The 23,665-nt window shown below is 69.2% G+C and carries 22 protein-coding genes and 1 tRNA gene; 11 read left to right on the top strand and 12 right to left on the bottom strand.

The annotated features are described in order from the left end of the window. Window positions 1-9: 9 nt before the first annotated feature. Genes G531_RS20530 through dprE2 form a run of 3 tightly spaced genes read left to right on the top strand, consistent with a single transcriptional unit; the run spans window position 10 to window position 2,693 of the window. The gene (locus tag G531_RS20530) at window positions 10-462 is read left to right on the top strand and encodes a phage holin family protein (protein WP_051215057.1); all 453 of its coding nucleotides are present in this window, start codon (window positions 10-12) and stop codon (window positions 460-462) included. 13 nt (window positions 463-475) lie between these two features. Continuing rightward, complete coding sequence (gene dprE1 / locus G531_RS0104965) at window positions 476-1,927, top strand: decaprenylphosphoryl-beta-D-ribose oxidase (protein WP_026926401.1); 1,452 nt, start codon at window positions 476-478, stop codon at window positions 1,925-1,927. A gap of 7 nt (window positions 1,928-1,934) precedes the next feature. After that, window positions 1,935-2,693 carry a decaprenylphospho-beta-D-erythro-pentofuranosid-2-ulose 2-reductase gene (gene dprE2 / locus G531_RS0104960; protein ID WP_026926400.1) on the top strand — a complete coding sequence of 253 codons (759 nt, stop codon included), beginning with the start codon at window positions 1,935-1,937 and terminating at the stop codon, window positions 2,691-2,693. Window positions 2,694-2,766: 73 nt separating this feature from the next. On the opposite strand, the gene G531_RS20525 is transcribed toward dprE2, so the two are convergent. The 4 genes from G531_RS20525 to G531_RS26875 all read right to left on the bottom strand — a co-directional run bounded on the left by G531_RS20525 (window position 2,767) and on the right by G531_RS26875 (window position 6,349). Next, a complete protein-coding gene (locus tag G531_RS20525) occupies window positions 2,767-3,198 on the bottom strand; it encodes a GNAT family N-acetyltransferase (RefSeq protein ID WP_051215056.1) in 432 nt (143 codons plus the stop codon). 93 nt (window positions 3,199-3,291) lie between these two features. Then, the gene (locus tag G531_RS24385) at window positions 3,292-4,107 is read right to left on the bottom strand and encodes an alpha/beta fold hydrolase (RefSeq protein WP_051215055.1); all 816 of its coding nucleotides are present in this window, start codon (window positions 4,105-4,107) and stop codon (window positions 3,292-3,294) included. Between the two features lie 137 nt (window positions 4,108-4,244). Continuing rightward, window positions 4,245-4,643 carry an alpha/beta fold hydrolase gene (locus G531_RS0104945; protein ID WP_026926399.1) on the bottom strand — a complete coding sequence of 133 codons (399 nt, stop codon included), beginning with the start codon at window positions 4,641-4,643 and terminating at the stop codon, window positions 4,245-4,247. Between the two features lie 107 nt (window positions 4,644-4,750). Then, on the bottom strand, window positions 4,751-6,349 hold the full coding sequence (locus G531_RS26875; protein WP_035757464.1) for an HD domain-containing phosphohydrolase: 1,599 nt from the start codon (window positions 6,347-6,349) through the stop codon (window positions 4,751-4,753). A gap of 317 nt (window positions 6,350-6,666) precedes the next feature. Between G531_RS26875 and G531_RS26390 the strand changes: the two genes are divergently transcribed. Together G531_RS26390 and G531_RS0104930 are read left to right on the top strand one after the other, a co-directional pair. Next, window positions 6,667-7,815 (top strand): GmrSD restriction endonuclease domain-containing protein, encoded by a 1,149-nt coding sequence (locus G531_RS26390; RefSeq protein WP_051215053.1) that lies wholly within the window; start codon window positions 6,667-6,669, stop codon window positions 7,813-7,815. A 64-nt stretch (window positions 7,816-7,879) separates the two neighbouring features. After that, window positions 7,880-10,045 carry a RecQ family ATP-dependent DNA helicase gene (locus G531_RS0104930; protein ID WP_026926398.1) on the top strand — a complete coding sequence of 722 codons (2,166 nt, stop codon included), beginning with the start codon at window positions 7,880-7,882 and terminating at the stop codon, window positions 10,043-10,045. A gap of 10 nt (window positions 10,046-10,055) precedes the next feature. Here G531_RS0104930 and G531_RS0104925 read toward each other — a convergent pair whose 3' ends face one another. The 4 genes from G531_RS0104925 to nth all read right to left on the bottom strand — a co-directional run bounded on the left by G531_RS0104925 (window position 10,056) and on the right by nth (window position 13,992). Further along, window positions 10,056-11,795 carry a glycerol-3-phosphate dehydrogenase/oxidase gene (locus G531_RS0104925; RefSeq protein WP_026926397.1) on the bottom strand — a complete coding sequence of 580 codons (1,740 nt, stop codon included), beginning with the start codon at window positions 11,793-11,795 and terminating at the stop codon, window positions 10,056-10,058. 126 nt (window positions 11,796-11,921) lie between these two features. After that, window positions 11,922-12,623: an NUDIX hydrolase gene (locus tag G531_RS20505; protein WP_081683828.1), complete on the bottom strand. Its 702-nt coding sequence runs from the start codon at window positions 12,621-12,623 to the stop codon at window positions 11,922-11,924. Continuing rightward, window positions 12,620-13,267, bottom strand: a complete 648-nt coding sequence (locus G531_RS20500; protein WP_026926396.1) for a TlpA family protein disulfide reductase — start codon at window positions 13,265-13,267, stop codon at window positions 12,620-12,622. Before G531_RS20500 ends, G531_RS20505 begins: the two co-directional genes overlap by 4 nt. Further along, complete coding sequence (nth, locus tag G531_RS0104910; protein WP_026926395.1) at window positions 13,264-13,992, bottom strand: endonuclease III; 729 nt, start codon at window positions 13,990-13,992, stop codon at window positions 13,264-13,266. The genes G531_RS20500 and nth overlap by 4 nt, the downstream gene beginning before the upstream one ends. A gap of 123 nt (window positions 13,993-14,115) precedes the next feature. On the opposite strand from nth, the gene G531_RS0104905 reads away from it, so the two are divergent. Then, a complete protein-coding gene (locus G531_RS0104905; protein ID WP_373277282.1) occupies window positions 14,116-14,799 on the top strand; it encodes a Crp/Fnr family transcriptional regulator in 684 nt (227 codons plus the stop codon). Between the two features lie 22 nt (window positions 14,800-14,821). Here G531_RS0104905 and G531_RS20495 read toward each other — a convergent pair whose 3' ends face one another. Genes G531_RS20495 through sp36 form a run of 3 tightly spaced genes read right to left on the bottom strand, consistent with a single transcriptional unit; the run spans window position 14,822 to window position 16,282 of the window. Continuing rightward, the gene (locus tag G531_RS20495; protein WP_051215052.1) at window positions 14,822-15,664 is read right to left on the bottom strand and encodes an MBL fold metallo-hydrolase; all 843 of its coding nucleotides are present in this window, start codon (window positions 15,662-15,664) and stop codon (window positions 14,822-14,824) included. After that, window positions 15,657-16,127: a RidA family protein gene (locus G531_RS0104895; protein WP_026926393.1), complete on the bottom strand. Its 471-nt coding sequence runs from the start codon at window positions 16,125-16,127 to the stop codon at window positions 15,657-15,659. Before G531_RS0104895 ends, G531_RS20495 begins: the two co-directional genes overlap by 8 nt. Beyond that, complete coding sequence (sp36, locus tag G531_RS26090) at window positions 16,124-16,282, bottom strand: Sp36 family protein (protein WP_145978582.1); 159 nt, start codon at window positions 16,280-16,282, stop codon at window positions 16,124-16,126. The genes G531_RS0104895 and sp36 overlap by 4 nt, the downstream gene beginning before the upstream one ends. Window positions 16,283-16,404: 122 nt before the next feature. On the opposite strand from sp36, the gene G531_RS0104885 reads away from it, so the two are divergent. Together G531_RS0104885 and G531_RS0104880 are read left to right on the top strand one after the other, a co-directional pair. After that, on the top strand, window positions 16,405-17,379 hold the full coding sequence (locus G531_RS0104885; RefSeq protein ID WP_026926392.1) for an ArsA-related P-loop ATPase: 975 nt from the start codon (window positions 16,405-16,407) through the stop codon (window positions 17,377-17,379). Continuing rightward, window positions 17,376-18,527 (top strand): ArsA family ATPase, encoded by a 1,152-nt coding sequence (locus tag G531_RS0104880; RefSeq protein ID WP_035757462.1) that lies wholly within the window; start codon window positions 17,376-17,378, stop codon window positions 18,525-18,527. Before G531_RS0104885 ends, G531_RS0104880 begins: the two co-directional genes overlap by 4 nt. On the opposite strand, the gene G531_RS0104875 is transcribed toward G531_RS0104880, so the two are convergent. Next, window positions 18,486-18,785: a WhiB family transcriptional regulator gene (locus G531_RS0104875; RefSeq protein ID WP_026926390.1), complete on the bottom strand. Its 300-nt coding sequence runs from the start codon at window positions 18,783-18,785 to the stop codon at window positions 18,486-18,488. The genes G531_RS0104880 and G531_RS0104875 overlap by 42 nt on opposite strands. A 238-nt stretch (window positions 18,786-19,023) precedes the next feature. On the opposite strand from G531_RS0104875, the gene G531_RS20490 reads away from it, so the two are divergent. The 3 genes from G531_RS20490 (at window position 19,024) to G531_RS0104860 (ending at window position 23,394) form a co-directional block, all read left to right on the top strand. Then, a complete protein-coding gene (locus G531_RS20490) occupies window positions 19,024-21,684 on the top strand; it encodes a transglycosylase domain-containing protein (protein ID WP_081683825.1) in 2,661 nt (886 codons plus the stop codon). After that, window positions 21,681-22,610: a metallophosphoesterase gene (locus G531_RS0104865; protein WP_026926389.1), complete on the top strand. Its 930-nt coding sequence runs from the start codon at window positions 21,681-21,683 to the stop codon at window positions 22,608-22,610. Before G531_RS20490 ends, G531_RS0104865 begins: the two co-directional genes overlap by 4 nt. A gap of 707 nt (window positions 22,611-23,317) precedes the next feature. After that, window positions 23,318-23,394: transfer RNA gene (locus tag G531_RS0104860), tRNA-Pro, on the top strand. The last annotated feature ends 271 nt before the right edge of the window (window positions 23,395-23,665 follow it).

Genomic DNA, 23,665 nt, shown 5'->3' with positions numbered 1-23,665 from the left:
GAGACCACGATGGCTCAGATGGCCAGTGTGAACGAGATCATCAAACTCATCACCGAGGACGTCAAGGTTCTGGTTCGTGACGAGGTCGAGCTGGCCAAGGCCGATCTGATCCCCTCGGCGAAGAAGGCCGGGATCGGCGCGGGCATGTTCGGCGCGGCCGGCTACTTCGCCATGTGCGGGCTGGCCCTGTGGGGGATGGCCGGGGGCTTCGGGTTCGGCCAGTTGTTCGGTGGCGCCAGCGGCGGCATCGCGCTGGGCTTCCTGATCATGGGCCTGGTGCTGTTCGTGATCGCCGGCCTGCTCGCCTTCCTCGGCAAGACGTCGATCTCGAAGGCCAAGGGCCCTCAGGCCGCGATCGATCAGGGCAAGGGCACCGTCGAGGACGTCAAGCTCGCCGTCACCCGCGCCAATGTGAACGCCCAGTCCCACGAGTTGGAGCTGCGGAACTTCGATCAGAACTGATCGGGCGCCCGCGATGTCCGATCATTCCCAGGACGTGGTGAAGTCTCCGGCCGGCCTGCCCTACACCCGCGAAGTGCGGCGGCTCAGTGGCTGGGGTCGGGCCGGGGGTACCACCGCCGAGGTGCTGACGACCCCGAGTGTGGAGTTGATCGCCGACGCGGTGGCCCGGGTCGCCGATCAGAACTCCGACAAGCCCGCCCACCTGCGTCGTGGCGTGATCGCGCGCGGCCTGGGCCGCTCCTACGGCGATGTCGCGCAGAACTCCGGCGGCCTGGTCATCGACATGACGGCCCTGCGCCGGATCCACCGGATCGATGCCGAGAGTGCCCTGGTCGATCTGGATGCCGGGGTCGATCTGGAGACGCTGATGAAGGCGGCGCTGCCGTTCGGGCTGTGGGTACCGGTGCTGCCGGGCACCCGGCAGGTCACCATCGGCGGGGCGATCGCCAACGACATCCACGGCAAGAACCACCACAGCGCGGGATCCTTCGGCAACCACGTCCGCGAACTGGACCTGCTGGTCGCCGACGGCCGGGTGCTGACGCTGCGGCCCGACGGCTCCCCCGATGACCCGGACGGGTCGATCTTCTGGAGCACCATCGGCGGGATGGGTCTGACCGGGATCATCCTGCGGGCCACGATCGCGATGACCCGCACCGAAACGGCGTACTTCATTGCCGACGGGGTGCAGACCGCCACCCTGGACGAGACGATCGCGGTGCACAGCGACGGCTCGGAGGCGAACTACACCTATTCCAGTGCCTGGTTCGATGCGATCTCCCCGGAGCCCAAACTGGGCCGGGCCTCGATCTCCCGCGGCCGGCTGGCGACCTTCGACGAGTTGCCGGCGAAGCTGAAGCAGAACCCGCTGGGGTTCAATGCACCGACCCTGGTCACCCTGCCGGACATCTTCCCGGAGGGGCTGGCGAACAAGTTCACCTTCTCCGCGATCGGCGAGGTCTATTACCGGATGGGCGGCAACTACACCGGCAAGGTGCAGAATTTGTCGCAGTTCTACCACATGCTCGATCTGTTCGGGGAGTGGAACCGGGCGTACGGGCGCACCGGCGGGTTCGTGCAGTATCAGACCGTCGTGCCCCGCGATGCCGTGGAGCCGTTCAAGGATGTGATCCGGGCGATCCAGGCCTCGGGACACTATTCCTTCCTGAATGTGTTCAAGCTCTTCGGCGAAGGCAATCGCGCCCCGCTCAGCTTCCCGATGGAGGGCTGGAACGTCTGCGTGGACTTCCCGATCAAGCCGGGGCTGGGCGAGTTCTGCAACGAACTCGACCGCCGGATCATGGAGTTCGGCGGCCGGGTCTACAGCGCCAAGGACTCCCGGGTCAGTGCCGCGAACTTCCACCAGATGTATCCGCGGATCGATGAATTCCTCGCGGTTCGGCGCCGGATCGATCCGCACGCGGTGTTCGCCTCGGACATGGCCCGCCGCCTCGAACTGATTTAGGAGCAGTGTGATCAACGCCGTCGGAACCCCGCAGAAGATCCTGGTCCTGGGCGGATCCTCCGAGATCGGTCTGGCCATCGCCGCCGAGTTCTGCAAGCAGCAACCGATGACCGTCCTGCTGGCGGGCCTGCCCACCGATCCGGCCCGGGCGGCGTCGATCGCCGCGTTGGAGGCGGCCGGGGCGAGCGTACGCTGGCTCGACTTCGACGCCACCGCCTTCGACACCCATCCGGCGGTGATCGACGCGGCCTGGGCGGACGGCGATGTCGACGTGGCCATCGTGGCGTTCGGGATCATGGGCGAGCAGGACAAGGTCTGGCAGGATCAGCGCAGCGCGGTGCTGGAGGCGCAGGTCAACTACACCGGGGCGGTCTCGGTCGGTGTCCTGCTCGGTCAGCGGATGAAGGACCAGGGCTTCGGGCAGATCATTGCGATGAGTTCGGCCGCCGGTGAGCGGGTGCGCCGGTCCAACTTCGTGTACGGCTCCACCAAGGCCGGGTTGGACGGTTTCTACCGCAATCTCGGGGAGGCGCTGGCCGAGTACGGCCCGCGGGTGTTGGTGATCCGGCCGGGGCAGGTGCGTACGCGCATGTCGGCCGGGGTCAAGGAGGCGCCGCTGACCGTCGACAAGGAAGAGGTCGCCCGGCTGGCGGTCGACGCGGTGGCGAAGAAGAAGTCGCTGATCTGGGCGCCACCGGCGTTCCAGTGGGTGATGGTCGCGCTCAAGCTGATTCCGCAGCCGATCTTCCGCAAGCTGCCGATCTGACCGTCGTTCCGGGTGCAGCAGAACGCTGCCGGCACCCCCGAAACCTTGGCTGACTGAGCCGGGTCGATTTCTGCTACACCGGAAACGACGGTGCCGGGTCGATCAGGTCCCGGTGCTCGGCCGCGAGTCGGGAACCGGCGGTGATCTCGGTGATCGAGCGCCGCCGCGCCCAGTCCCGAACCCCGGCCAGCAGGGCCGCCTCGATCCCCTGATCCCGGGACTCCGACGGCACGAACAGCAGTTGCACGATCAGCGCCGAGCTGTCCTCCCGGCCGGGCCACGGCAGGGCGCGGACCCGAGAGCCGTGCACGATCCCGGCATGCCGACCGGCGTACTCGGCGAACCAGATCGGGGACTGGTCACGCCGCAGCTTCCATTCGTCGGCGAATCGATCGAGGAAGCGTGGCTCGTGGGGGGCGTTCTGGTCGCGGGCTGCCTGCAGCGTCAGCGCGGCCACCAGCAGCGCGTCGGCCGGGGCGGCCAACTTGATCACCGGCTTGGTCACACGGCCTCCTGTTTGCTCCCCACCATTGTGCGCGATTCCGGCGGCCGGCGGGCGCCGCAGCCCGAACCGGCCGCACCGGTGTCGCGCCGGGCCTCAGCGGTTGCTCTCCGTCCTCGCTCGGCAGGCGGCCCGGACGGCGGTCTCGAACGTGTCCGGCTGGTCGAAATGCAGAGCATGACCGGCTCCCGGGATCGGGACCAGTTCGGCCTGCGGGAGCAGCCGCATGAGCCGGTCGGTCCCGCCGACGATGTCCGGATGGGTCAGCTCGCCGAGCAGGCAGGTGACCGGGCAGGCGATGGCCCCGATCATCTCCGGGGTGAGGTACTCACCGGTGCCGCCCTGGAGGTCGGCCATCACCGCCGGCGCCGAGTCCCGCATCGCGACCTGCACGGCCGGAGCCATGTCGTCGTAGGCGTTGCCGCCGGTGGTCCGGCTGGACGCCCAGCGGAAGAAGTGCTCGCCCGCCTCGGTGACCCGCCCGCTCCCGGCCAGCTCTTGCACGGTGCCGAACACCGCTCCGGTCGCCGGGGTCAGTGGGTTGGACATCAGGTACAGGGGCGGCTCGGCAAACACGAGCGTACGCACCAACTCCGGGTCGAATATAGCCAGATCCAGGGCGACGATGCCACCCCCGCTCCAGCCGAGGACCGCGGCCGGAGAGGCATCCAGCGCCCGCAGCAGCCCGGCCGCGTCCCGACCGTCGCGATGGAAGTCCGACGCCGGCGGACCGGCCGAGCGCCCGAACCCCCGCCGGTCGTACGCGATCACCCGGAACTCCGGAGCCAGCCGCTCGACCATGTCCTCCCAGGCGATCCCGCCTCCACCGCTCCCGTGGATCAGGAGCAGTGTCGGCCCGTCCCCGGACTCCTCGTAGTGAATGTCTGTGTCGTCGATGTGTACGGTAGGCATCGTTGCCACCCTCTTCGTGGTGATTGTGTCCTGCTGTGTGGTGAATGTGTCCTGGAATCCAGCGTAGAAATCGGGCCCTTCCCCGCGCATCGGGCGAACGCCCTATTCCGGCGGCCGGTTGGCAGATGGTGACTCGGTCAGCGTGGGCTTTCCTCGCGCGGGCGGCAGGCCGCGCGAACGGCAGCCGCGAACTTCTCCGGCTGATCGAACGGCAACGCATGGCCCGCACCCGCGATCGGGACCAGTTCCGCCTGCGGGAGCACTCCAACGATGCGGTCGGTCCCCCCGGCCAGTACCGGGTTGGTGAGATCGCCGAGCAGGCAGGTCACCGGGCATTCGACCTTCCCGATCAGCTCCGGGGTGAGGTACGCCCCGGTGCCACCCCGGCGTTCACCCAGCAGGGCCGGAGCCGAGTCCCGCAACGCCGCCTGCAGGGCCGGACCGAACCCGTCATAGGCATTCCCGCCGGAGGTCCGGCTGCTGGCCCAGCGGAAGAAGTGCTCGACCGCATCGGTGATTCGGCCCGCTACAGCCAACTGCTGCAGGGGCGGCCCGTCGCCGAATTCCTCATAGTGAATGTCCGTGTCGTTGCCACCCTCTTCGTGATGATTGGGTCCGGAAATTGAGCGTAGAAATCGGGCGCTCACCCGCGCATCGGGCGAACGCCGTATTCCGGCGGCCGATCCAACAGGTGGTGCTCCATGGCGAACAGGGCAGCACCCGGCCGGGTGGTCACCCCGATCTTGGTGTAGATGTGCGCGACGTGGTGGCCCACGGTCTTGGGTGAAATGGACAGCTGCGCGGCCACGTCCCGGTTGCGCGCTCCACGAGCGATCAGCCGAAGCACTTCGACCTCCCGGTCCGACAAGCCACCCGGATGCGCCTCCCGGCGCCGATGATCGGCCGCTCCCGCGGCGGCAAGGACCGCCGCCAGGATGGAGTCGTCCATCCGGCCCGCGGAAACCTCGGCCCGCAGCAGGTCCCGAGCCGCGCCGGCGGAGCAGGCTCCCTGGCCCGGCCGGTCCTCCCCCAGACTCACCCACGCCTCGGCCGTCGCCAGGAGCCGGGCCACCGGTGACAGCTGGGGTGCGCTGGTGCCGCGGTGATAGCCGGATCCGTCGAGTCGCTCGTGGTGGGTGCCGGCACAAGCGGCGATAGTGCCGAGCCCGGAGCAGCGGGTGAGCACCCGTTCGGACAGATAGGGGTGCAACCGGACCTGTTCATTGCTCTCGGGCCCGAGGGTTCGGGCCTTCGCCCAGTTGCCCTGCGAGACCCCCACTGCCCCGAGGTCGGCCACCAACCCGGCCCGACGCAGGGTGGTCACCTCATCCTCGGCCAGCCCGTACGCCGCCCCGGCGGCTGCCGCCAACGCGCTGAGGCGCGACGAGTGACTCCGGGTCCAGGCAGCGCGCAGATCGGCAAAGTCCCCGACCGCTGCCAGTGCCCGATCGAGGTCGTCCTCCCCCACCCGGCGTACCGGCGCCGGCTCCAGCGCCAGGATCTCGTCCCAGAGGTCGTCGGCCTCGGGAGTGTCCAGCCCGATCGCGAGGATCGCATCGACCACGGCCGGATCGTAGGCATGGCCCCGGCGCCGGGTCAGCACGTCCACCGCGCCCTGGGTTCCCCCCAGCCGTTGCCACAGCACCGCATCACGGGCCACCATGACGACTCGAACCGGAAACGGAATCGCCTCGCCCGCCTGCCGATCCGGAACGCCGTAGCCGTCCCACCGCTCGTAAGCGTGGGCCAGCGCCTCGACCACCCCCTCCCCCAGGCCGAGCCTGGTCGCCAGCCGCGCTCCCACCTCACAGTGCGCCGACAGCGAGCGGGCCCCGGCCCGGGGGTCGGCAAGCGCGCCAGCGACCAGGCGTACCCGGCGCAGCGGCGGCTGGTCCCGGCCCAGGCTGCGCACCAGCGTCCGCATCATCTCGGCGTTGCTGCCATTGGTCACCGGCGCCATCGCGGCGAAGAATCCGACGTTGTCACCGCCGGCAAGGCGGGCCACGTCCGGTCCGTCGGCGGTACAGCCGAGGAATCGCAGCAGGGCGGTGTAATGGATGTCGGAAGCAATCCCGGAGTCCACCCCCAGGTGGCCGGCCACTGCGGCCGACAATCGGCAGGTACGCAGGGCCAACTCCAGTGGCTGACCGGTCCCCAGATCGGTGGCCAGCGAGATCGCCGCCATCAGCTCGGTCAGCCGTACGCCCGAGCGTGCCCCTCGGTCAGTCCCGAGGCTGGGCACCGGTCCACCCCGGGGCTGCGTAAAGGTGATTACCGATGCTACGAATTTCGGTCATCGGGGCCTCCCGGATCAATCACATTGCTGGGTTCAATAGTTCTCCTGCTCGGCTGGATACGGCAATGGTTCATTCCGAAAGAATTGTCCGCAAAAGCGTGGACAGATGGCTCGAGTACGTCGACGCCGGCAAGCCACGACGCTTTTTGGGCTGTCCCTGTCGGCTCGATTACCCGGAACCGGGCCGCGCGGGATAGTGTGCAGAACTTAACCAATCAACATGCCCGGGATTTCCGGTGGCACATTCTCGACGGGTAGGGGTCATGAACAAGCTGAAGGGCTGCGGCTGCCTGGTTGTGGTGATCGTGATCGTCGTGCTGCTGCTGGCCAGTTGCACGGGACGCTCCGCCGAGACCAGCGCGGAACCGAGCGCCGACACCGATCGGGCCGGCGCGGCCGCCACCGCCTCCGGCGCGGCCGCCACCCCCCGGAGCACCTCGTCCCGGGGTGGGGTGTCCGCCCCCGATGCGACTACCACCGCCACCGCAACGCCGCGGACCGCCCGACCCGGTTCCGCCCTGGCGATGCTCTATCAGCTCACCATCACCGATCGTGCCTCCGGGGCCGGGTACGACTCCGCGCTGTTCAAGTGGCGCGAGGATGTCGACCGCAATGGCTGCGACACCCGCAATGATGTCTTGCGCCGAGACCTCACCCAGATCACCGTACGCTCGAACGGGTGCGTGGTCCTGACCGGAAATCTCACCTCACCCTATTCCGGAAATTCCTTCGATTTCATTCGTGGAAACGGCAATAATATCGAGATCGATCATGTCGTGTCCCTGTCGAATTCCTGGCAGACCGGGGCCCAGGGATTTTCGTCGGATCGCCGGGTGGAGTTCGGCAACGACCCGCTGAACCTGCTGGCGGTGGAGACGAGCCTGAACCAGCAGAAGGGTGACGGGGACGCCGCGACCTGGCTCCCTCCGAAGACCTCCTACCGGTGCGAGTACGTGGCGCGGCAGGTCGCGGTCAAGCACAAGTACGGCCTGTGGGTCACCCAGCCCGAGTTCGACGCGATGGAACGGTTGCTGCTCGACTGCAATCAGCCCGCGGCGTCGGCCGACCCGTGGCCGGGCGTGGGCGCCGGCGATGTGGCCCCGACCCCCAGTCCCACCGGGAATCCGCAGCCGCAGCCCGCCCCGCAACCCGACAGCAACTCCGGGACCGGATCCACCACCGGGAAGTCCGGTGCGCCGCCCAGCAAGCGGGCCCTGTCCGACTCCGACTCCACGCAGTCCGGCAGCAGGACCGGGGGCGGCTCGGGTCCGGGTACCGGGGCCGGCGGGGCGTACAAGAACTGCACCGAGGCCCGCAACCGTGGCGGTGCCCCGGTTCGGATCGGTCAGCCCGGCTACGGCCCGCACCTGGATCGCGACGGCGACGGCGTCGGCTGCGAGGCCAAGAAGTAGCCGCCGGCCCAGTTATCCACAGGCAGACTGATTTTTTGTCGGTCCCATCGGGTTGACTGGAGCCATGACCCCAGAGCACACCCCTGACCTGCGGGAAGCCGCGACCGCCATCCTGCGGGATCTCACCCGCGTGCCCGACGCCGAGTTCCGCGACGGCCAGTTCGAAGCGATCGAAGCGCTGGTGGCCCATCGGCAGCGGGCCCTGGTGGTCCAGCGGACCGGCTGGGGCAAGTCGGCGGTGTATTTCGTCGCCTGTCGGCTGCGCCGGAGCCTGCACGGCGCGGGCCCGACGCTGATCGTGTCCCCGCTGCTGTCGCTGATGCGTGATCAGACCGAGGCCGCGGCGCGGGCGGGCGTACGCACGGCGGCGATCAACTCCAGCAACCCGACCGAGTGGGACGACATCATCGCCGAGTTGCGCAGTGGGGACATCGATCTGCTGCTGGTCTCCCCCGAACGGCTGACCAACCCCGCTTTCCGGGAGCACGTCCTGCCGCATCTGGTGGCCGACCTGGGGCTGTTGGTGATCGACGAGGCGCACTGCATCTCCGACTGGGGGCACGATTTCCGCCCCGACTATCGACGCATCCGGGACCTGATCGCCGATCTGCCGGACGGGGTTCCGGTGCTGGCGACGACCGCGACGGCCAACTTCCGGGTGATCGCCGACATCGAGGAACAGCTCGGGGTGCGGCTGGACGGCACCAGCCAGCAGGTGTTCACCGTACGCGGGGCGCTGGCCCGCGATTCGCTGCGGCTGGGGGTGCTGCAGTTGCAGACCTCGCGGCAGCGGCTGGGCTGGCTGCTGGCCCACCTGAACGAGCTGCCCGGCTCCGGCATCATCTATGCGCTGACGATCTCCGCGGCCGAGGACACCGCGCGGCTGCTGGCCGAGCACGGGCACGCGGTCCGCGCCTACACCGGTCGGACCGACCCGCAGGATCGCGAACGGCTGGAGGACGATCTCAAGCAGAACCGGGTCAAGGCGCTGGTGGCCACCAGTGCCCTGGGCATGGGATTCGACAAACCCGACCTGGGTTTCGTCGTGCATCTGGGCGCCCCCTCCTCACCGGTGGCCTATTACCAGCAAGTGGGTCGGGCCGGGCGCGCCACCGCGAGCGCCGATGTGCTGCTCCTGCCGGGCACCGAGGATCGCGACATCTGGCGCTACTTCGCCACCGCGTCGATGCCGAGTCAGGCCAAGGCCGATGCCGTGCTGGCCGCGTTGCGCGACGCCCCCGGCCCGTTGAGCGTCCCGGCGCTGGAGACCCGGGTGGATCTGCGCCGCAGCCCGCTGGAGCTGCTGCTGAAGGTGCTGGCGGTCGACGATGCGGTGGAGAAGGTCAAGGGCGGCTGGGTGGCGACCGGCAAGCCCTGGGTCTACGACGCCGAGCGGTACGCCCGGATCGCCGCCGCCCGCGAGGCCGAGCAGCGGGCGATGCTGGAGTTCGAACGCACCGACGGCTGTCGGATGGAGTTCCTCACCCGCCAGCTGGACGATCCCGCGGCCGCCCCCTGCGGTCGCTGCGACAACTGCCTGCGGGCGGCCGGGCGGCCGGTCTGGTACGCCACCGACGTGCCGACCGACTGGGCCGAGACCGCCGATGAGGGTCTGCACCGGCCGGGGGTGGAGGTCGAACCGCGGACCAGCTGGCCCACCGGGATGGACCGGCTCGGGGTTGCGCTGAAGGGCCGTCTCAAGTCGACCGAGTCGGTCGGGTCGGGGCGGGCGATCTCCCGGCTGACCGACCTCGGCTACGGCCCGGCCCTGCGGGAGTTGCTGACCACCGATGCCGACGGCCGGCCCGTCGACACCGAGCTGACCCCGGCCCTGGCCCGGGCGTGTATCGAGGTGCTCTCGGCCTGGGGCTGGTCCACCCGACCGGTCGCGGTGGCCGGCATCGGGTCGCGGTCCCGCCCGGGGCTGATCCGCTCCACGGTGGAGGGATTGGCCCGGGTGGGCCGGCTGACCGATCTCGGCGACCTCGAGGTTGCCCCGGACGCCCCGGGGATCCCGGCCCGGGGCAACAGTGCCTACCGGCTCGCGGCCGTGGTCGACCGGTTCCTCGTGCCCGCCCCGATGGCCCAGCAGTTGCCGAGCCTGGCCGGGCCGGTGCTGCTGGTCGACGACCTGATCGACTCCCGCTGGACGATGACCGTGGCGGGCCGGGCACTGCGCCGGGCCGGAGCGGCCGAGGTGCTGCCGTTCGCCCTGGCCGTGGCCGGCTGAGCCGCGCGGGTCAGGGAATCGGCACGTGCACCGGGATCAGGTCCGGCGCCTGCAGCCGCGCCCGTGCGGCGGCGGCGTCGTTGTCGGTCGCCTCCGCCGCCTGCTCGGCGGCCACCTGGTCGCGCCAATTCTGCTGTTCGGCCTGCGCGGTGGCGGCATCCCAGCCGAGCAGCGGGGCGGCGATCTCGGCGATGTCGGCCAGCGCCGAGACGCCCCGGTCGCGGTGTTCCTGGTCGAGCCGGATCCGGTGCATCAGGATGTCCTCCAGGTGCAGCGCCCCCTCCATCCGGATGGCCCAGGCCACCTCGGCGCGCAGATAGGGCGGTGCGCTGGGGATCGGTTCGGCCAGACTCGGATCCTCCTCGATCAGGCGCAGCAGTTCGAATACTTCGCTGCCGTAGCGGCTCAACAGATGATCGACCAGGTCGTCGGACCAGCCGCGCTCGGTGGCCACCCGGGCGAACGCCCGGCGGGCCGCGGGGTAGCCCTCAGCGCCGACCAGCGGCGTACGGGCGGTGACCGAGGGCAGTTCCTTGCTGGTCTCCGGGCCGAGGGCGAAGTCGACGGCGTCCTGGGCCATCGCCCGATAGGTGGTCAGCTTGCCGCCCGCGATCGAGATCAGCCCGGGCGCCACCTCCAGCACGGTGTGTTCCCGGGAGACCTTCGCCGAGGAGCCCTTCGCGGCCGTCGGCTGCAGCAGCGGGCGCAGCCCGGCGTAGGTTCCGATGATGTCCGCGCGGGTCAGGTCGGAGGAGAGCACCGCGTTGGCGTGCTCCAGCACATAGTCGATGTCGGCGCTGGTCGGCACGGGGTGGCGGACCGGCTCGTCCCACGGCGTGTCGGTGGTGCCGATCACCCAGTAGCGCTGCCACGGAATGATGAACAGCACCGACTTCTCGGTGCGCAGGAACAGGCCAGTGGAGCCCTTGATCCGGTCCTTCGGGAACAGCAGGTGAATCCCCTTGGAGGCCAGCACCGACAGGCCCTGCTCGCCGGCCAGGGCCTGAGTCTCCTCGGTCCACACACCGGTGGCCAGGATCACCCGGCTGGCGCGCACACGGCGCTGTTCGCCAGAGGTCAGATCCTCGATCACCGCGCCGTCCACCCGCCCGTCGGCGCCGCGGGTCACCTCCACCAGCTGGGTCCGCGAGGCGGCGTACGCCCCGTAGCCGGAGGCGGTCCGCACCAGGTCGATCACCAGCCGGGCATCATCGACCCGGGCGTCGTAGAACCGGATCGCGCCGCGCATCCCCTCCGGGCGCACATCGGGGAACAGCCGGGCGACTCCGGCCCGGCCGTAGTGCTTCTGCCGCGGCACCGCGGCCCCGGTCTCCCGCGAGCCGACCGCCGCCAGGGCGTCATAGGCGCCGATCCCGATCGCGGAGTAGGCCCGTTCGATCACCGGCGTATGCAGCGGCCACAGGAACGGCTGGGCCGTCACCAGGTGCGGGGCGATGGTGTGCAGCAGCCGACCACGCTCCTTGAGCGCCTCGGCGACCAACGGGAAATCGAGCTGATAGAGATAGCGCAGTCCGCCGTGGACCAACCGCGAGGACCGGGCCGACGTCCCGGACGCCCAGTCCTGCATCTCGATAATTCCGGTCCGCAGTCCACGGGTCGCGGCGTCCAGCGCGATGCCGGCGCCGGTCACCCCGCCGCCGACCACCAACACGTCCAATCCGGTGGGATCACTCATCGCCTCGAGGGCCATCGCGCGGGTCTCGGAGGTCAACGCAGAGGGGTGGTGCATGGTCTCTCCTGTTCAGGTGCCGCGAGCGAGCCTAGTGGCTGCGCTCCCTCGGCTGCGCCGGGGTGCGGGGAGGGACCGGCGCCGGAATCCGGCGGCCGAAAATCGGGCCGGCGGCGGAGGTGCGAGTCAGTGCGCCGAGGGGTCCCGACTGTCCAGATCCCGGGCGCGTCCGGTCAGGAAGCGGTCCGGGATCGGCACCTCGCGGTGGTGGTCCCAGTCCCGCTGCCACCCGGCCAGGGTCAGGACGCCGTCCAGCAGTCCCGCGGTCAGCCCCCAGATGTAAAGGTGATCGATGAGGAAGGCCGGCCCCCGGAACCCCAGCGGATGGGCCGCGACCGCCCGATTGGCCGGATCGGTCAGCCGGCCGATGTCCACCCGGTGCACTGCGCCGACCTCCTGGCGGTCCACCGCCGCCAGCGGGTGGGGCGTACGCCACCAGCCGACGATGGTGGTCACGTCGAAGCCGCTGACCAGGACGTGCGCCGGGGGCAGCTGGCCCAGGACCTCGACGGTGCCCGGGTCGACGCCGACCTCCTCGGTCGCCTCGCGCAGGGCGGTGAAGGTCAGCGTGGGGTCGGTCGGGTCCTGGGAGCCGCCGGGAAACGCAATCTGCCCGGCATGTTTGCGCAGGGTCGTGGCGCGTTCGATCAGCACGATGTCGGGGTTGTCGCCGCCGACCCCCGGGTCGGCGATCAGCGCGAGGACCGCCGCCTGGCGGCCCCCCTGCCCCGGGCGATCGGCCACCAGCCGGGCGGTCGCCTCTTCGTCCTGCAGTGCCTCGGCCAGTTTCCACAGCGGCTGCGGCAGGCCGGCCGGCAGGTCACTCATAGGTTCACTCCCAGATGCGTCCGGATCAGGTCGACCAGTTGGTCGGTCGAGGTCAGCTGACCGGCATGCCGATACACGATACGCCCCTCGGCATCGACGAAGACCGTGTGCGGGGGGCCGACCACCCGCAGCGACAGGGCCGTGTCCTTGTGCGGATCGGTGACGTGCGGGTAGGTCCACCCCAGTTGGCCGGCCATTTCGACCGCCGCGTCGGGTCGCGGATCGGCGTAGTCGATTCCCAGCAGCATGACCTTGTCCCCGGCCCGCTGCTGGACCTCGGCCAGGTACGGTCCCTCGGCCCGGCAGGGTCCGCACCATTGCGCCCAGACGTTCAACACCATCGGCGTGCCGCGCAGCCCGGCCAGCCGGACCCGGGAATCGCCGCCGAGACAGTCCAGGGTCAGCTCCGGCAACCCGTCCGGCCGGGCCGCCACACTCGGATCGGAGGCCGGACAATCGGCGATGCCGGCCGCCCGGCGCTGCGCCAGCACCCCGGAGGTGTCGCTCGCCCCGACCAGATCGGTCCCGGACGGCTGCCCGGTCGGGCTCAACGCGCCCGTCTGCGGCGTACAGGCGGTGACCGCGAGCAACACCGCCGTCGCGACAACACTGCCGACCCACCGCAGCGCACCGGCCCGCGTCATCGCCGCGGCTCCCGGACAAGCTTCGCCGCCTTGACCGGATCGATCGTCCCCTCCCCGTACGCCGGGCACAGCGCAGCCACCGGGCAGGCGCCGCAGGCCGGGTTGCGGGCATGGCAGCGGCGCCGGCCGTGCCAGATCACATTGTGCGACAACTGCGTCCAGTCCTTGCGCGGAAAGAGCCGTCCGACCGCGGCCTCGATCCGGTCCGGATCCTCCTCGGTGGTCCAGCCGAAACGCCGCACCAGCCGCTTGAAGTGGGTGTCGACGGTGATCCCGGGGACACCGAAGGCGTTGCCGAGAACGACGTTGGCGGTCTTGCGGCCCACCCCGGGCAGTTCGACCAGTTGGTCCAGCTTCCGCGGCACCTGCCCGTCGTACTGCTCCACCAACTGCCGGCTCTGGCGCAGCAGGGTGTCGGTCTTGGCCCGGAAGAAGCCGACGGGGTGGATGATCTCCTCGACCTCGGCGGGGTTCGCCTCGGCCAGGGCCCGGGCATCGGGGTAGCGGGCGAACAGGACCTTGGTCACCTGATTGACCCGGACATCGGTCGACTGGGCCGAGAGCACGGTCGCCACCAGCAACTGCCACGGATTCTCGAAATCGAGTTCGGCCCGGGCGTCCGGGTAGGTCTCGCCGAGGATCCGGTTCATCCGGCGGGCGCGGCGGACCAGGGCGAGCGGCGGCTTGGCGTCCTCGGCCGGGCGGGAATCGGAACCGTCGGTCATGGGGCAAGATTACTGACCGTTGTGACGCCGAGCCGGGGTTGCCCGGGGCCGGATGTCCGCATCGATCGCCCGGAGTGGGCCGGAGCGGATACTGTGAGCAAGACCACAGGTCTAGGAGTGGAAGTGATTGATACGCACGCAGTGTTGAGGCAGGCTCCCCTGTTCCGCGAGTTGGATGAGGAAGCCTTCGCCGCGCTGTCTTCGGCGATGGGAACCATCAAGCTGAACAAGGGCGCCGCGCTGTTTCAGGAAGGCGATGCCGGGGACCAGTTGTACGTCGTCATCTCGGGGAAGATGAAGCTGAGCAAGCACGGTTCGAACGGACGGGAGAACCTGCAGGCCGTGCTCGGCCCGGGCCAGATGTTCGGTGAGTTGTCGGTGTTCGATCCGGGTCCGCGGTCCTCGACCGCCAGCGCCATCACCAAGTCCGAGGTGCGGGTCCTCGAGCACAGCGATCTGGCCACCTGGCTGGAAGGCCGGCCCGAGGTCGCCCGGGGCCTGCTGGCCCAACTGGCCGGTCGGCTGCGGCGGGCGAACGATGTGATGTCGGATCTGGTCTTCTCCGATGTGCCCGGGCGGGTCGCCAAGGCGCTGCTGGATCTGGCCGATCGATTCGGCGAACAGGCCGACGACGGGATCATCGTCCATCACGAACTCACTCAGGAGGAACTGGCCCAGCTGGTCGGCGCCTCCCGCGAAACGGTGAACAAGGCCCTGGCGGACTTCGTCGCCCGGGGCTGGATCCGCCTGGAGCCCCGGTCGGTCCTGTTGATCGAGCGTCAGCGCCTGCAGCGCCGGGCCCGCTGACCGGCGGGGTGCCCGGAGGATCCTAGGAGGACTCCGGGTGCACCCCCGCCGCGCGCAGCCGCGCGGTATCGGCCGGGTCGTACTCGGCCTCGCCCCGGCTGGCCAGATAGTCCAATTGGGCCCGCGCCGAGTGTTGCGCCGCCCAGACCAGTTTCGGGTCCAGATCGGTGTACACCTGCTCGACGACCTCGGCGGCGGTGCGGGCCCCGTTGGCCCACGCCTCCCGAATCTGGTCCAGCCGCTGCATCCGGTGGGCCCACAGGGCGTTCAGGGCCGCGCTCGGGTCCTCGATGATCTCCCCGTGGCCGGGCAGGATGCGATCGATCCCCCGTTCGGTCACGGTGGCCCGCAGCCACTCCAGGCTCTTCAGGTAATCGGTCAGGTTCCCCGACGGACTGGCAATGATCGTGGTGCCGCGGCCGAGGACGGTGTCGCCGGTGAACAGGCGGGTCCCCGACTCCGAGTCCAGCACGAAGCAGATCGAGTCGAAGGAATGGCCGGGGGTGTGATGGACCTGCAGCGTGGCGTACGCCAGGTCCAGGCTCACCCCATCGACCAGCGGGTCGCCGGTGCTCCGCTCGGGTTCGAAGGTACGCACCGGGGCCCCGTACTTCTCCCCCAGCGGGTACGCCGCCTCGATGTGGTCGATGTGATGGTGGGTGACCCAGATCTCGGCGACCCGGCCGCCGGTCCGCTCGTCGATCGCGGCCAAGTGCTGCGGATCGGTCGGCCCCGGATCGACCAGGATCGTGCCACCGATGTGCTGCCCTCCGGCGATCAGCCAGGTGTTGGTGCCGTCCAGTGTCATCGGTCCCGGGTTGTCGGCCAGGATCAGCCCCGGTTCGATCAGCTGTGCCTCACTCATCGACCGCGACCTCCGCGGTCACCTCGATCTCGACCGGCGCATTCAGCGGCAGCACGGCGACGCCGACCGCGCTGCGCGCATGCTGACCGGCCTCGCCGAAGATCTCCGCGACCAGTTCGGAGGCGCCGTTGCCGACCTGCGGCTGCCCGGTGAAGTCCGGGGCCGAGGCGACGTAGATCACCAGCTTCACGATCCGGGTGATGTTGTCGAGGCCGCCGGCCAGACTCGCCACCGCCGCCAGCGCGTTCAGCGCGGCCGTCCGGGCGGCCTCGGTGGCCTGCTCGACACTCACCTCGGCGCCGACCTTCCCGGCGTACGTCAGCGTCCCGGCGACCACCGGCAATTGCCCGGAGGTCACCACCTGGGTGCCCTGGCGTACCGCCGGCACGTACGCCGCCAGCGGGGCCGCGACCGGCGGCAGGCTCAGGCCGAGCTCGGCCAGGCGCTGTCCGGGCGTACTCATGCGGCCAGCGGGCGCTTGAAGTACGCCACCAGCGAATCGGGGTTCGGGCCGGGCACCACACTGACCAGTTCCCAGCCGTCGGCGCCCCAGTTGTCCAGGATCTGCTTGGTTGCGTGCACCAGGAGCGGCGCCGTTGCGTATTCCCACTTGGTCATGGATCAACCCTAGACCAGCGTGCCCAAGCCGAGGCTCGAGCCCGGAGCCCGGCGGGCGGGCCGATTCCCCGACTTCGCGCAGGGGGCTCCCGCGGCGCGACGTGGCGCACTAGCCTGTGTCCATGACTGAGGCGGACGGACCGGCCCATCTCCTGCACGTGGTGACGGGCAAGGGCGGCACGGGCAAGACGACGGTGGCCGCGGGCCTGGCCTGGGCCCTGGCCACCGAGGGCCGCCGCGTGTTGTTGTGCGAGGTCGAGCAGCGGCACGGGATCAGCGAGTTGCTCCAGATCGAGCCGCTGACCAAGAGCCAGGAGCGCAAACTGGATCGCACCGCGGCCGGCGGCCATGTCTTCGGCCTGTCGATCAACGCCGAGGACGCGCTGATGGAGTACCTCGAGACCTTCTATCACCTGGGCCTGGCGGGCCGGGCGATGGACCGGTTCGGCTTTGTCGACTTCGCCACCTCGATCGCCCCGGGCCTCAAGGACATCCTGCTGACCGGCAAGGTGTACGAGGCGGCCCGCCGCAAACTCAAGGGGATGCGCAACGCCTACGACGCGGTCGTCCTGGACGCCCCGCCCACCGGCCGGATCATCCCCTTCCTCAATGTCGCCGACGCGGTGTCGGACCTGGCGAAGGTGGGCCCGATCCGGCGGCAGGCGGACTCGATCACCGCGGTGTTCAAATCCCGGCACACCGTGGTGCATGTGGTGACCCTGCTGGAGGACATGCCGGTCACCGAGACCTTGGAGGCGGTGGCGGACCTGCGGAAAACCGGCTTCGCGCTCGGTTCGGTGGTCTGCAACCGGGTGACCCGGACCCCGTTCACCGACGCCGAGCTGGAGTTGGCGGTCAAGCAGGAACTGCCGCTGAACGTGCCGGGCTTCACCGACGAACAGACCGCGGGCGTCAAGTACGAGCTGGCCGGCGAGGCGAACCAGATCAAGGACGAGCGGCTGTGCCGCCAGCAGTTGGTCGACCACGAGCTGCCGCTGGTCGATATCCCCGAGATCGCTGCCGGGATCGACCACACCACCATCAACCACGTGGCCCGGGTGCTCGCGAAGGCCCTGGCGCAGGAGGTAAACCCGTGACCGACCAGACCGACTCCCCCGCCCGGTCGACCCGGCTGGACATCGACCGGCTGCTCGCCGACACCTCGATCCAGGTGATCCTGTGCTGCGGGTCCGGCGGGGTGGGCAAGACCACCACGTCGGCGGCCTTGGCCCTGCGGGCCGCCGAGCAGGGCCGCAAGGTGGTCGTCCTCACCATCGACCCGGCCCGGCGCCTGGCGCAGTCCCTGGGGGTGGAACACCTGGACAACACCCCGCAGGCGGTGACCCGGATCGAGGCGGCCAACGGTGGCTCGCTCGACGCGATGATGCTGGACATGAAGCGGACCTTCGACGACGTGGTGTCCTCCCACGCCACCCCGGAGAACGCCCAGCAGATCCTGCAGAACCAGTTCTATCAAGCGCTGTCGACCTCGTTCTCCGGAACGCAGGAGTACATGGCGATGGAACGGGTCGGCCAGCTGCGCAAGCAGGCCGAGGAGACCGGGCGCTGGGACCTGATCATCGTCGACACCCCGCCCTCGCGCTCGGCCCTGGATTTCCTCGACGCGCCGGAGCACCTGAGTTCGCTGCTCGACGGGAAGGTGCTGCGCCTGCTGCTCACCCCCACCCGCGGCCCGATGCGGCTGATGGGATTCGGGGTGAAGATGATGACCGATGTGATGAACAAGGTCCTCGGCAGCCAGTTGCTCACCGATGTGCAGACCTTCGTGACCGCCTTCGAGGCCCTGTTCGGCGGCTTCCGGGAGCGGGCCAACAAGACCCTGCAGGCCTTTTCCTCCGCGCAGACCCAGTTCGTCGTGGTCTCCGCACCGGAGCGGGATTCGCTGCGGGAGGCGAACTACTTCATCGATCGACTGCTGGACACCAAGATGCCGCTGGCCGGCACCGTGATCAACCGGGTCCACGGCAGCCGGCTGGATCTGTCGATCTCCCGGACGCAGGTGCTGATCGACGAATTGGACCCCGAGACACAGCGGGTCGAGCGGCTGACCCTGGGCCGCCACCTGAACCGGATGACGATCATCGAACGCGAGCAGCGAATGATCGCGTCCTTTGCCGACCGACTGCCGCAGGTACCGCTGCAGCAGGTGCCGGCGCTGGCCACCGATGTGACCGACCTGACGTCACTTCGGCTGGTCGGAACCCTCCTTGCCGCACAGCAGTGAGCGCCACGACGACACATCGGTGCGGACGCGCAGCAGGTGCCGGCGCTCTCGCTCGGTCATCCCGCCCCACACCCCCCATTCGATGCGGTTGTCCAGCGCTTCGGCCAGACATTCGGTGCGCACCGGGCAATCCCGACAGACCACGCGGGCTTTCTTCTGGTGGGCACCCTCGGCGAAAAGCGCGTCCTGCATCCCCTGACACTTTGCATCCAGGGTCCAGTCGTCACGAGTGAGCGACAATGCTCTCTCCTTCCCCATCAGCCACGCGAGCGGCTTGGCCACCAACCCTGCGTACCTCTCCCGGCCCGGCCAAGGGCCGCGACCGAGAGCGCACGAGGGCGACACTCCTTTTGGTCAGTTGCACCATACAACGTCTCGATCGTTGAAATCTGCCAAGGTCCACCTACCCTAGCCAGTCGTGACCGGGATCACTGATACCACGCCGCGCCCGTTTCGGCGTTTCTGAGGATCGCAACCGTCACGTAATCTGTGCCCCATGTCAAAACTTCCGAAGCCGGGTGGCAGCCTGCTCTACCGCTTCTTCATGTTCATTCTGGTGAGCGTGTTCGCGGGTGTGCTGGTTGCCGGGCTGTTCATTCCGTTCGCCGGAATGGCCGGTCAGCTCGCCGGTACCGTCGCCCGGGGTGTGGAAAGCATCCCGGCCGATCTGGAGACCCCGCCGCAATCGGAGAAGTCGACGGTCTACCTGGCCAACGGCGAAGTTCTGGCGCAGTTCTACGACGAGAACCGTACCTATGTCCCGATCGACCAGATCGCCCCGGTGATGCGGCAGGCACAGGTCGCGATCGAGGATCACCGCTTCTACGAGCACGGCGCGCTGGATGCCCGCGCCACGATGCGTGCACTGGTCCGCAACACCTCCTCCTCCGGCGGCACCCAGGGCGGTTCCTCGATCACCCAGCAGTACGTCAAGATGGTCCAGATCGAGACCGCGGCCCAGCGGGGTGACAAGGACGGCGTGGCAAAGGCCCAGGAGCAGAGCCTGTCCCGCAAGATCCAGGAGCTGCGGTACGCCGTGGCGGTGGAGAACCGGTTCGTGAAGGATCCCAACGGCGGCGGCAAGGACGCCATCCTGGAGCGGTACCTGAACCTGGCGTACTACGGCGACGGCGCCTACGGGGTCGAGTCGGCGGCCCATCACTACTTCAACACCACCGCGAAGGACCTCACCCTCGACCAGGCCGCCATGCTGGCCGGCATGGTGCAGAACCCGGTGGCCACCGACCCGGTGAACAATCCCCGGGCCGCGATCGAGCGACGCAACGTGGTGCTGAACCGGATGGCCGAGTTGAACCTGGCCCCCGCCGATCAGGTCGAGGCGGCCAAGCAGACCTCCTTCGACGATTCCAAGGTCCAGCGCAATGTGAACGGCTGTATCTCCACCCGCTATCCGTTCCTGTGCGACTACGTGAAGCGGTCGATCGAGAAGCTGCCGGCGCTGGGGGCGACCGCGTCGGAGCGGGCGAACACCCTGAAGCGGGGCGGCCTGCAGATCCAGACCCAGATCGACCCGAAGACCCAGGACGCCGCCCAGAAGGCGATCGACGACAAGCTGGATCCCAAGGATCCGGTGATCTCGACGATGGTGATGCTGCAGCCGGGCACCGGCCAGATCCTGGCGATGGCCCAGAACCGACCGGTGATGGGCAACAACGCCGCCGCCGGGGAGACCTATTACAACTACGCCGTCGGCGGCGCCCAGAGCGAGGACGACATGGGCGGCGCGGAGGGCTACCAGGCCGGGTCGACCTTCAAGGTGTTCACCGCGGCGGCCGCGCTGGAGGGCGGCATCCCGCTGGGCAAGAGCTACGACGCCTCGCAGACGGTGAACTTCCAGGGTCAGACGTTCAAGGGCTGTGCGGGCAACTTCAAGTCCCCGGACTACAAGGTGAGCAACTCCACCGGGGTCAGTGGGCAGATGGACATGCACAAGGCCGCGGCGTACTCGGTGAACACGTATTTCATCATGCTGGAGCGGGACGCGGGCATCTGCGAGACCGCCCGGATGGCGGAGAAGACCGGCGTGAAGCTCGCCTCGAAGGGTTCGCTGACCGGGGACTACTCGAACTTCCCCTCCTTCACCCTGGGCACCCCCGAGGTCACCCCGATCTCGATGGCCGAGGCGTACGCCACCTTCGCCTCCGGCGGCATCCACTGCGACCCGGTCGTGCTGGAGAAGGTGACCACCAAGGCCGGCCAGGAGATCCCGCTGCCCAGCGACACCTGCAAGCGGGTGATCGACCAGAAGTACGCCGACGCGGTCAACGACCTGCTGGTCGGGGTGATGAGCGGTACCGGCAAGCCCGCGACGATCCCGGGCGGATACCCGCAGGGCGGCAAGACCGGCACCATCGACGACAACCAGGCCGTGTGGTTCGCCGGGTCCACCCCGGAGGTGACCGGCGTGGCGATGATCGCGATCGACAAGACCCATCCGTACTGGAAGTCCCCGCAGTGGGGGCGCGGGAAGCCGACCCTGAAGGGCGTGACGCTGCCGTCCTCGAAGTACGCCATGTCCGGTTCGGGTGGCGGTGACGCCGGCCAGGACATCTACAAGCCGTCGATGACGGTGGCACTGGAGGGCAAGCCGAAGACGAAGTTCGGGGCGGTGGACAAGACCGTCCGCGAGGGAGTCCCGGTCCAGGTGCCGGATGTGTCGGGCATGACGCCGGATCAGGCCCGGGCCGCGCTGGAGGCAGCCGGTTTCAGCGTCGGGCAGACCACGCGATTCGACAAGTCGGCCCCCGGCACCTACCTCGGGATCTCCGCCTCCGGCGCGGTCCCCAAGGGAACGATGATCTTCCTGGTCTACTCCAAGGGCCCCGAGCCCAAGGCGGACCCGACCCCGGCGCCGAGCCAGTCCCAGCAGCAGCCGACCAACCCGCAGTCGTCGCAGCCGCCGGCCCAGCAGCCGCAGACCCAGCAGCCGCCGACCCAACAGCAGCCCCAGCAGCCGCCGACCCAGCAGCAGCCCCAACCGCCGCAGACCCAGCAGGCGCCGCCGGAGCAGACCCAATCGCAGCAGCCGGCCCAGCCGGTCGAGCCGAACACCGGCACCACCGGCAATGGGAATGGGAATGGCAACCCGGGTAACGGGGTCGGCAACGGCGGCACTCCCCCGGGTCAGGGCGGATGAGCGGTTCTCGGGTGCGTCGGGTTCCGTGGCCGGCGCGGGCCGCCGGCGTACTCGGGGCGATCGGGGCCGGGTGCGTGGCGTACGGGATCCTGGTCGAGGGCAAGGACTATCAGGTACGCCGCTTCGAGTTGCCGCTGCTGCCGCCGGGTGCCGAACCGGTCCGGATCCTGCACCTGTCCGACATCCACCTGATGCCCGGGCAGCGGGCGAAGCGTCGGTTCCTCGCCGGGCTGGCGCAACTGGAACCCGATCTGGTGGTCAATACCGGCGACAACTGCGCGCACCTGGAATCGTGGCCCCTGCTGATCCAGGAATTCGGGGACCTGATGCAGGTGCCGGGGGTGTACGTGTGGGGGTCGAACGACTACAAGACGCCACGGTTGAAGATCCCGACTGCGTACCTCATCGGGCCGAGCAAACCCCACCAGCAGGAGGGGAAACAGGTCGAACTGCCCTGGCGCAATCTGGGGGCCGCGTTCGGTGCGGCCGGTTGGCTGGACCTCAATCATCACCGGGCGGAGCTGGAGATCCGGGGCACCCGGTTCGCCTTCCGCGGCACCGATGATGCGCATCTGCACAAGGACGACTATTCGCTGGTGGCCGGGCCGGCCGTTCCCGGCGCGGTGAACATCGGGGTCACCCATGCCCCGTACCTGCGGTTGCTGGACGGGATGACCGCCGACGGGCTCGATCTGATCCTGGCCGGACACTGCCACGGCGGGCAGGTGTGCGTACCGGGCTATGGCGCCCTGGTGACCAACTGCGATCTGGATACCCGACGGGTGAAGGGGGTCAGTACGCATACCGCCGGCGGGCACACCGCGGCCCTGCACGTCTCGGCCGGGGTGGGGATGTCGCCGTTCGCGCCGTACCGCTTCGCCTGCAAACCCGAAGTGAGCCTGTTGACCCTGACCCCGCGGGGCTGAGTTCCGGCCTTGGGGTGCCCGACCCGGATCGGGCGCTGAACACTGACTCGCTCCGGTGGGAGCCTGCGATCGTTTGGGGCGGCCCCTTCCCGCGACGGCTAGTGTCGGTCTGCCCCTTCCCGCGACAGCTCGTGCCGGGCGGCCCCTTCCCGCGACAGCTTCTGCCGGGCTGCCCCTTCCCGCGACGGCTTGTGCCGGTCTGCCCCTTCCCGCGACAGCTTCTGCCGGGCGGCCCCTTCCCGCGACCGATTGTCCAGCTCAGCGACACAAACAACGTCGCGCATCTGCTGCAGCAGATGCGCGACGCGTTTGGGCGAGCGTGATGGTCAAATGCGGCGCGGGAAGCCAGGTGCGCACCGAACCTGTCGCTGGGTCGCGGCACGACCCCACCGGGCACTCCGAGGTGAGGCAATGAAGCACGCCGCCCGAGCGTGGCGGCTGAGTCCCGCGCCGGCCGGATCGAGCTTCACCCACACCCACCCAGCGTCACCATCGGCAACCCGGCGTCACGGCGCACCGAAGCTGCCCACCCAAAGGTGACGCTGCCTGACCGGACCGACGCTCGACCCTCCCGAACAGACCGGGCGCCCCTCCGGCGGGCACTTCGAGATGAGGCAACGAAGCACCCCGGGCACGGTGGCTGAGACGAACCGCGATTTGGCAGTTGGCTCGGGGTGCACTAACATTCATCGGGTGCCCACGGGCATCGGGGTGTGGCGCAGCTTGGTAGCGCGCTTCGTTCGGGACGAAGAGGTCGCAGGTTCAAATCCTGTCACCCCGACCATTGTCCTGAGTCGCGGCATCGTTTACACGGTGTCGCGGCTCAGGACTTTTTTGTAGGTTCAGGTGGGCTGTCAACGATGCCCCGACTCATCGGTCAACGATCATGACCATACCGCTGGTCAGACCTGTCAACGATGTCGTGACCCCAGACACTGTCACCCCGACCACGTGGAACTGGCTCCGATCCGCACATCGTGCGGGTCGGAGCCAGTTTTTTGTCCCTCCCCCAGCCGCCAAGGTCCGCTCCCGAAGAGCGGCAGAGCTTGGTTCAG

Source organism: Granulicoccus phenolivorans DSM 17626 = NBRC 107789 = JCM 15570, from assembly GCF_000423085.1.
GTDB classification, from domain to species: domain Bacteria; phylum Actinomycetota; class Actinomycetes; order Propionibacteriales; family Propionibacteriaceae; genus Granulicoccus; species Granulicoccus phenolivorans.
This window is presented reverse-complemented; position numbering and strand designations above follow the sequence as displayed.

Bases quoted from the DNA above. Each gene is read 5' to 3' on its own strand.
- G531_RS20530 (WP_051215057.1), top strand. From the start codon at position 10: ATGGCTCAGATGGCCAGTGTGAACGAGATCATCAAACTCATCACCGAG.
- dprE1 (WP_026926401.1), top strand. From the start codon at position 476: ATGTCCGATCATTCCCAGGACGTGGTGAAGTCTCCGGCCGGCCTGCCC.
- G531_RS24385 (WP_051215055.1), bottom strand. From the start codon at position 4,107: ATGCCTACCGTACACATCGACGACACAGACATTCACTACGAGGAGTCC.
- G531_RS26390 (WP_051215053.1), top strand. From the start codon at position 6,667: ATGAACAAGCTGAAGGGCTGCGGCTGCCTGGTTGTGGTGATCGTGATC.
- G531_RS0104930 (WP_026926398.1), top strand. From the start codon at position 7,880: ATGACCCCAGAGCACACCCCTGACCTGCGGGAAGCCGCGACCGCCATC.
- G531_RS0104925 (WP_026926397.1), bottom strand. From the start codon at position 11,795: ATGCACCACCCCTCTGCGTTGACCTCCGAGACCCGCGCGATGGCCCTC.
- G531_RS20505 (WP_081683828.1), bottom strand. From the start codon at position 12,623: ATGAGTGACCTGCCGGCCGGCCTGCCGCAGCCGCTGTGGAAACTGGCC.
- G531_RS20500 (WP_026926396.1), bottom strand. From the start codon at position 13,267: ATGACGCGGGCCGGTGCGCTGCGGTGGGTCGGCAGTGTTGTCGCGACG.
- nth (WP_026926395.1), bottom strand. From the start codon at position 13,992: ATGACCGACGGTTCCGATTCCCGCCCGGCCGAGGACGCCAAGCCGCCG.
- G531_RS20495 (WP_051215052.1), bottom strand. From the start codon at position 15,664: ATGAGTGAGGCACAGCTGATCGAACCGGGGCTGATCCTGGCCGACAAC.
- G531_RS0104895 (WP_026926393.1), bottom strand. From the start codon at position 16,127: ATGAGTACGCCCGGACAGCGCCTGGCCGAGCTCGGCCTGAGCCTGCCG.
- sp36 (WP_145978582.1), bottom strand. From the start codon at position 16,282: ATGACCAAGTGGGAATACGCAACGGCGCCGCTCCTGGTGCACGCAACC.
- G531_RS0104885 (WP_026926392.1), top strand. From the start codon at position 16,405: ATGACTGAGGCGGACGGACCGGCCCATCTCCTGCACGTGGTGACGGGC.
- G531_RS0104875 (WP_026926390.1), bottom strand. From the start codon at position 18,785: ATGGGGAAGGAGAGAGCATTGTCGCTCACTCGTGACGACTGGACCCTG.
- G531_RS20490 (WP_081683825.1), top strand. From the start codon at position 19,024: ATGTCAAAACTTCCGAAGCCGGGTGGCAGCCTGCTCTACCGCTTCTTC.
- G531_RS0104865 (WP_026926389.1), top strand. From the start codon at position 21,681: ATGAGCGGTTCTCGGGTGCGTCGGGTTCCGTGGCCGGCGCGGGCCGCC.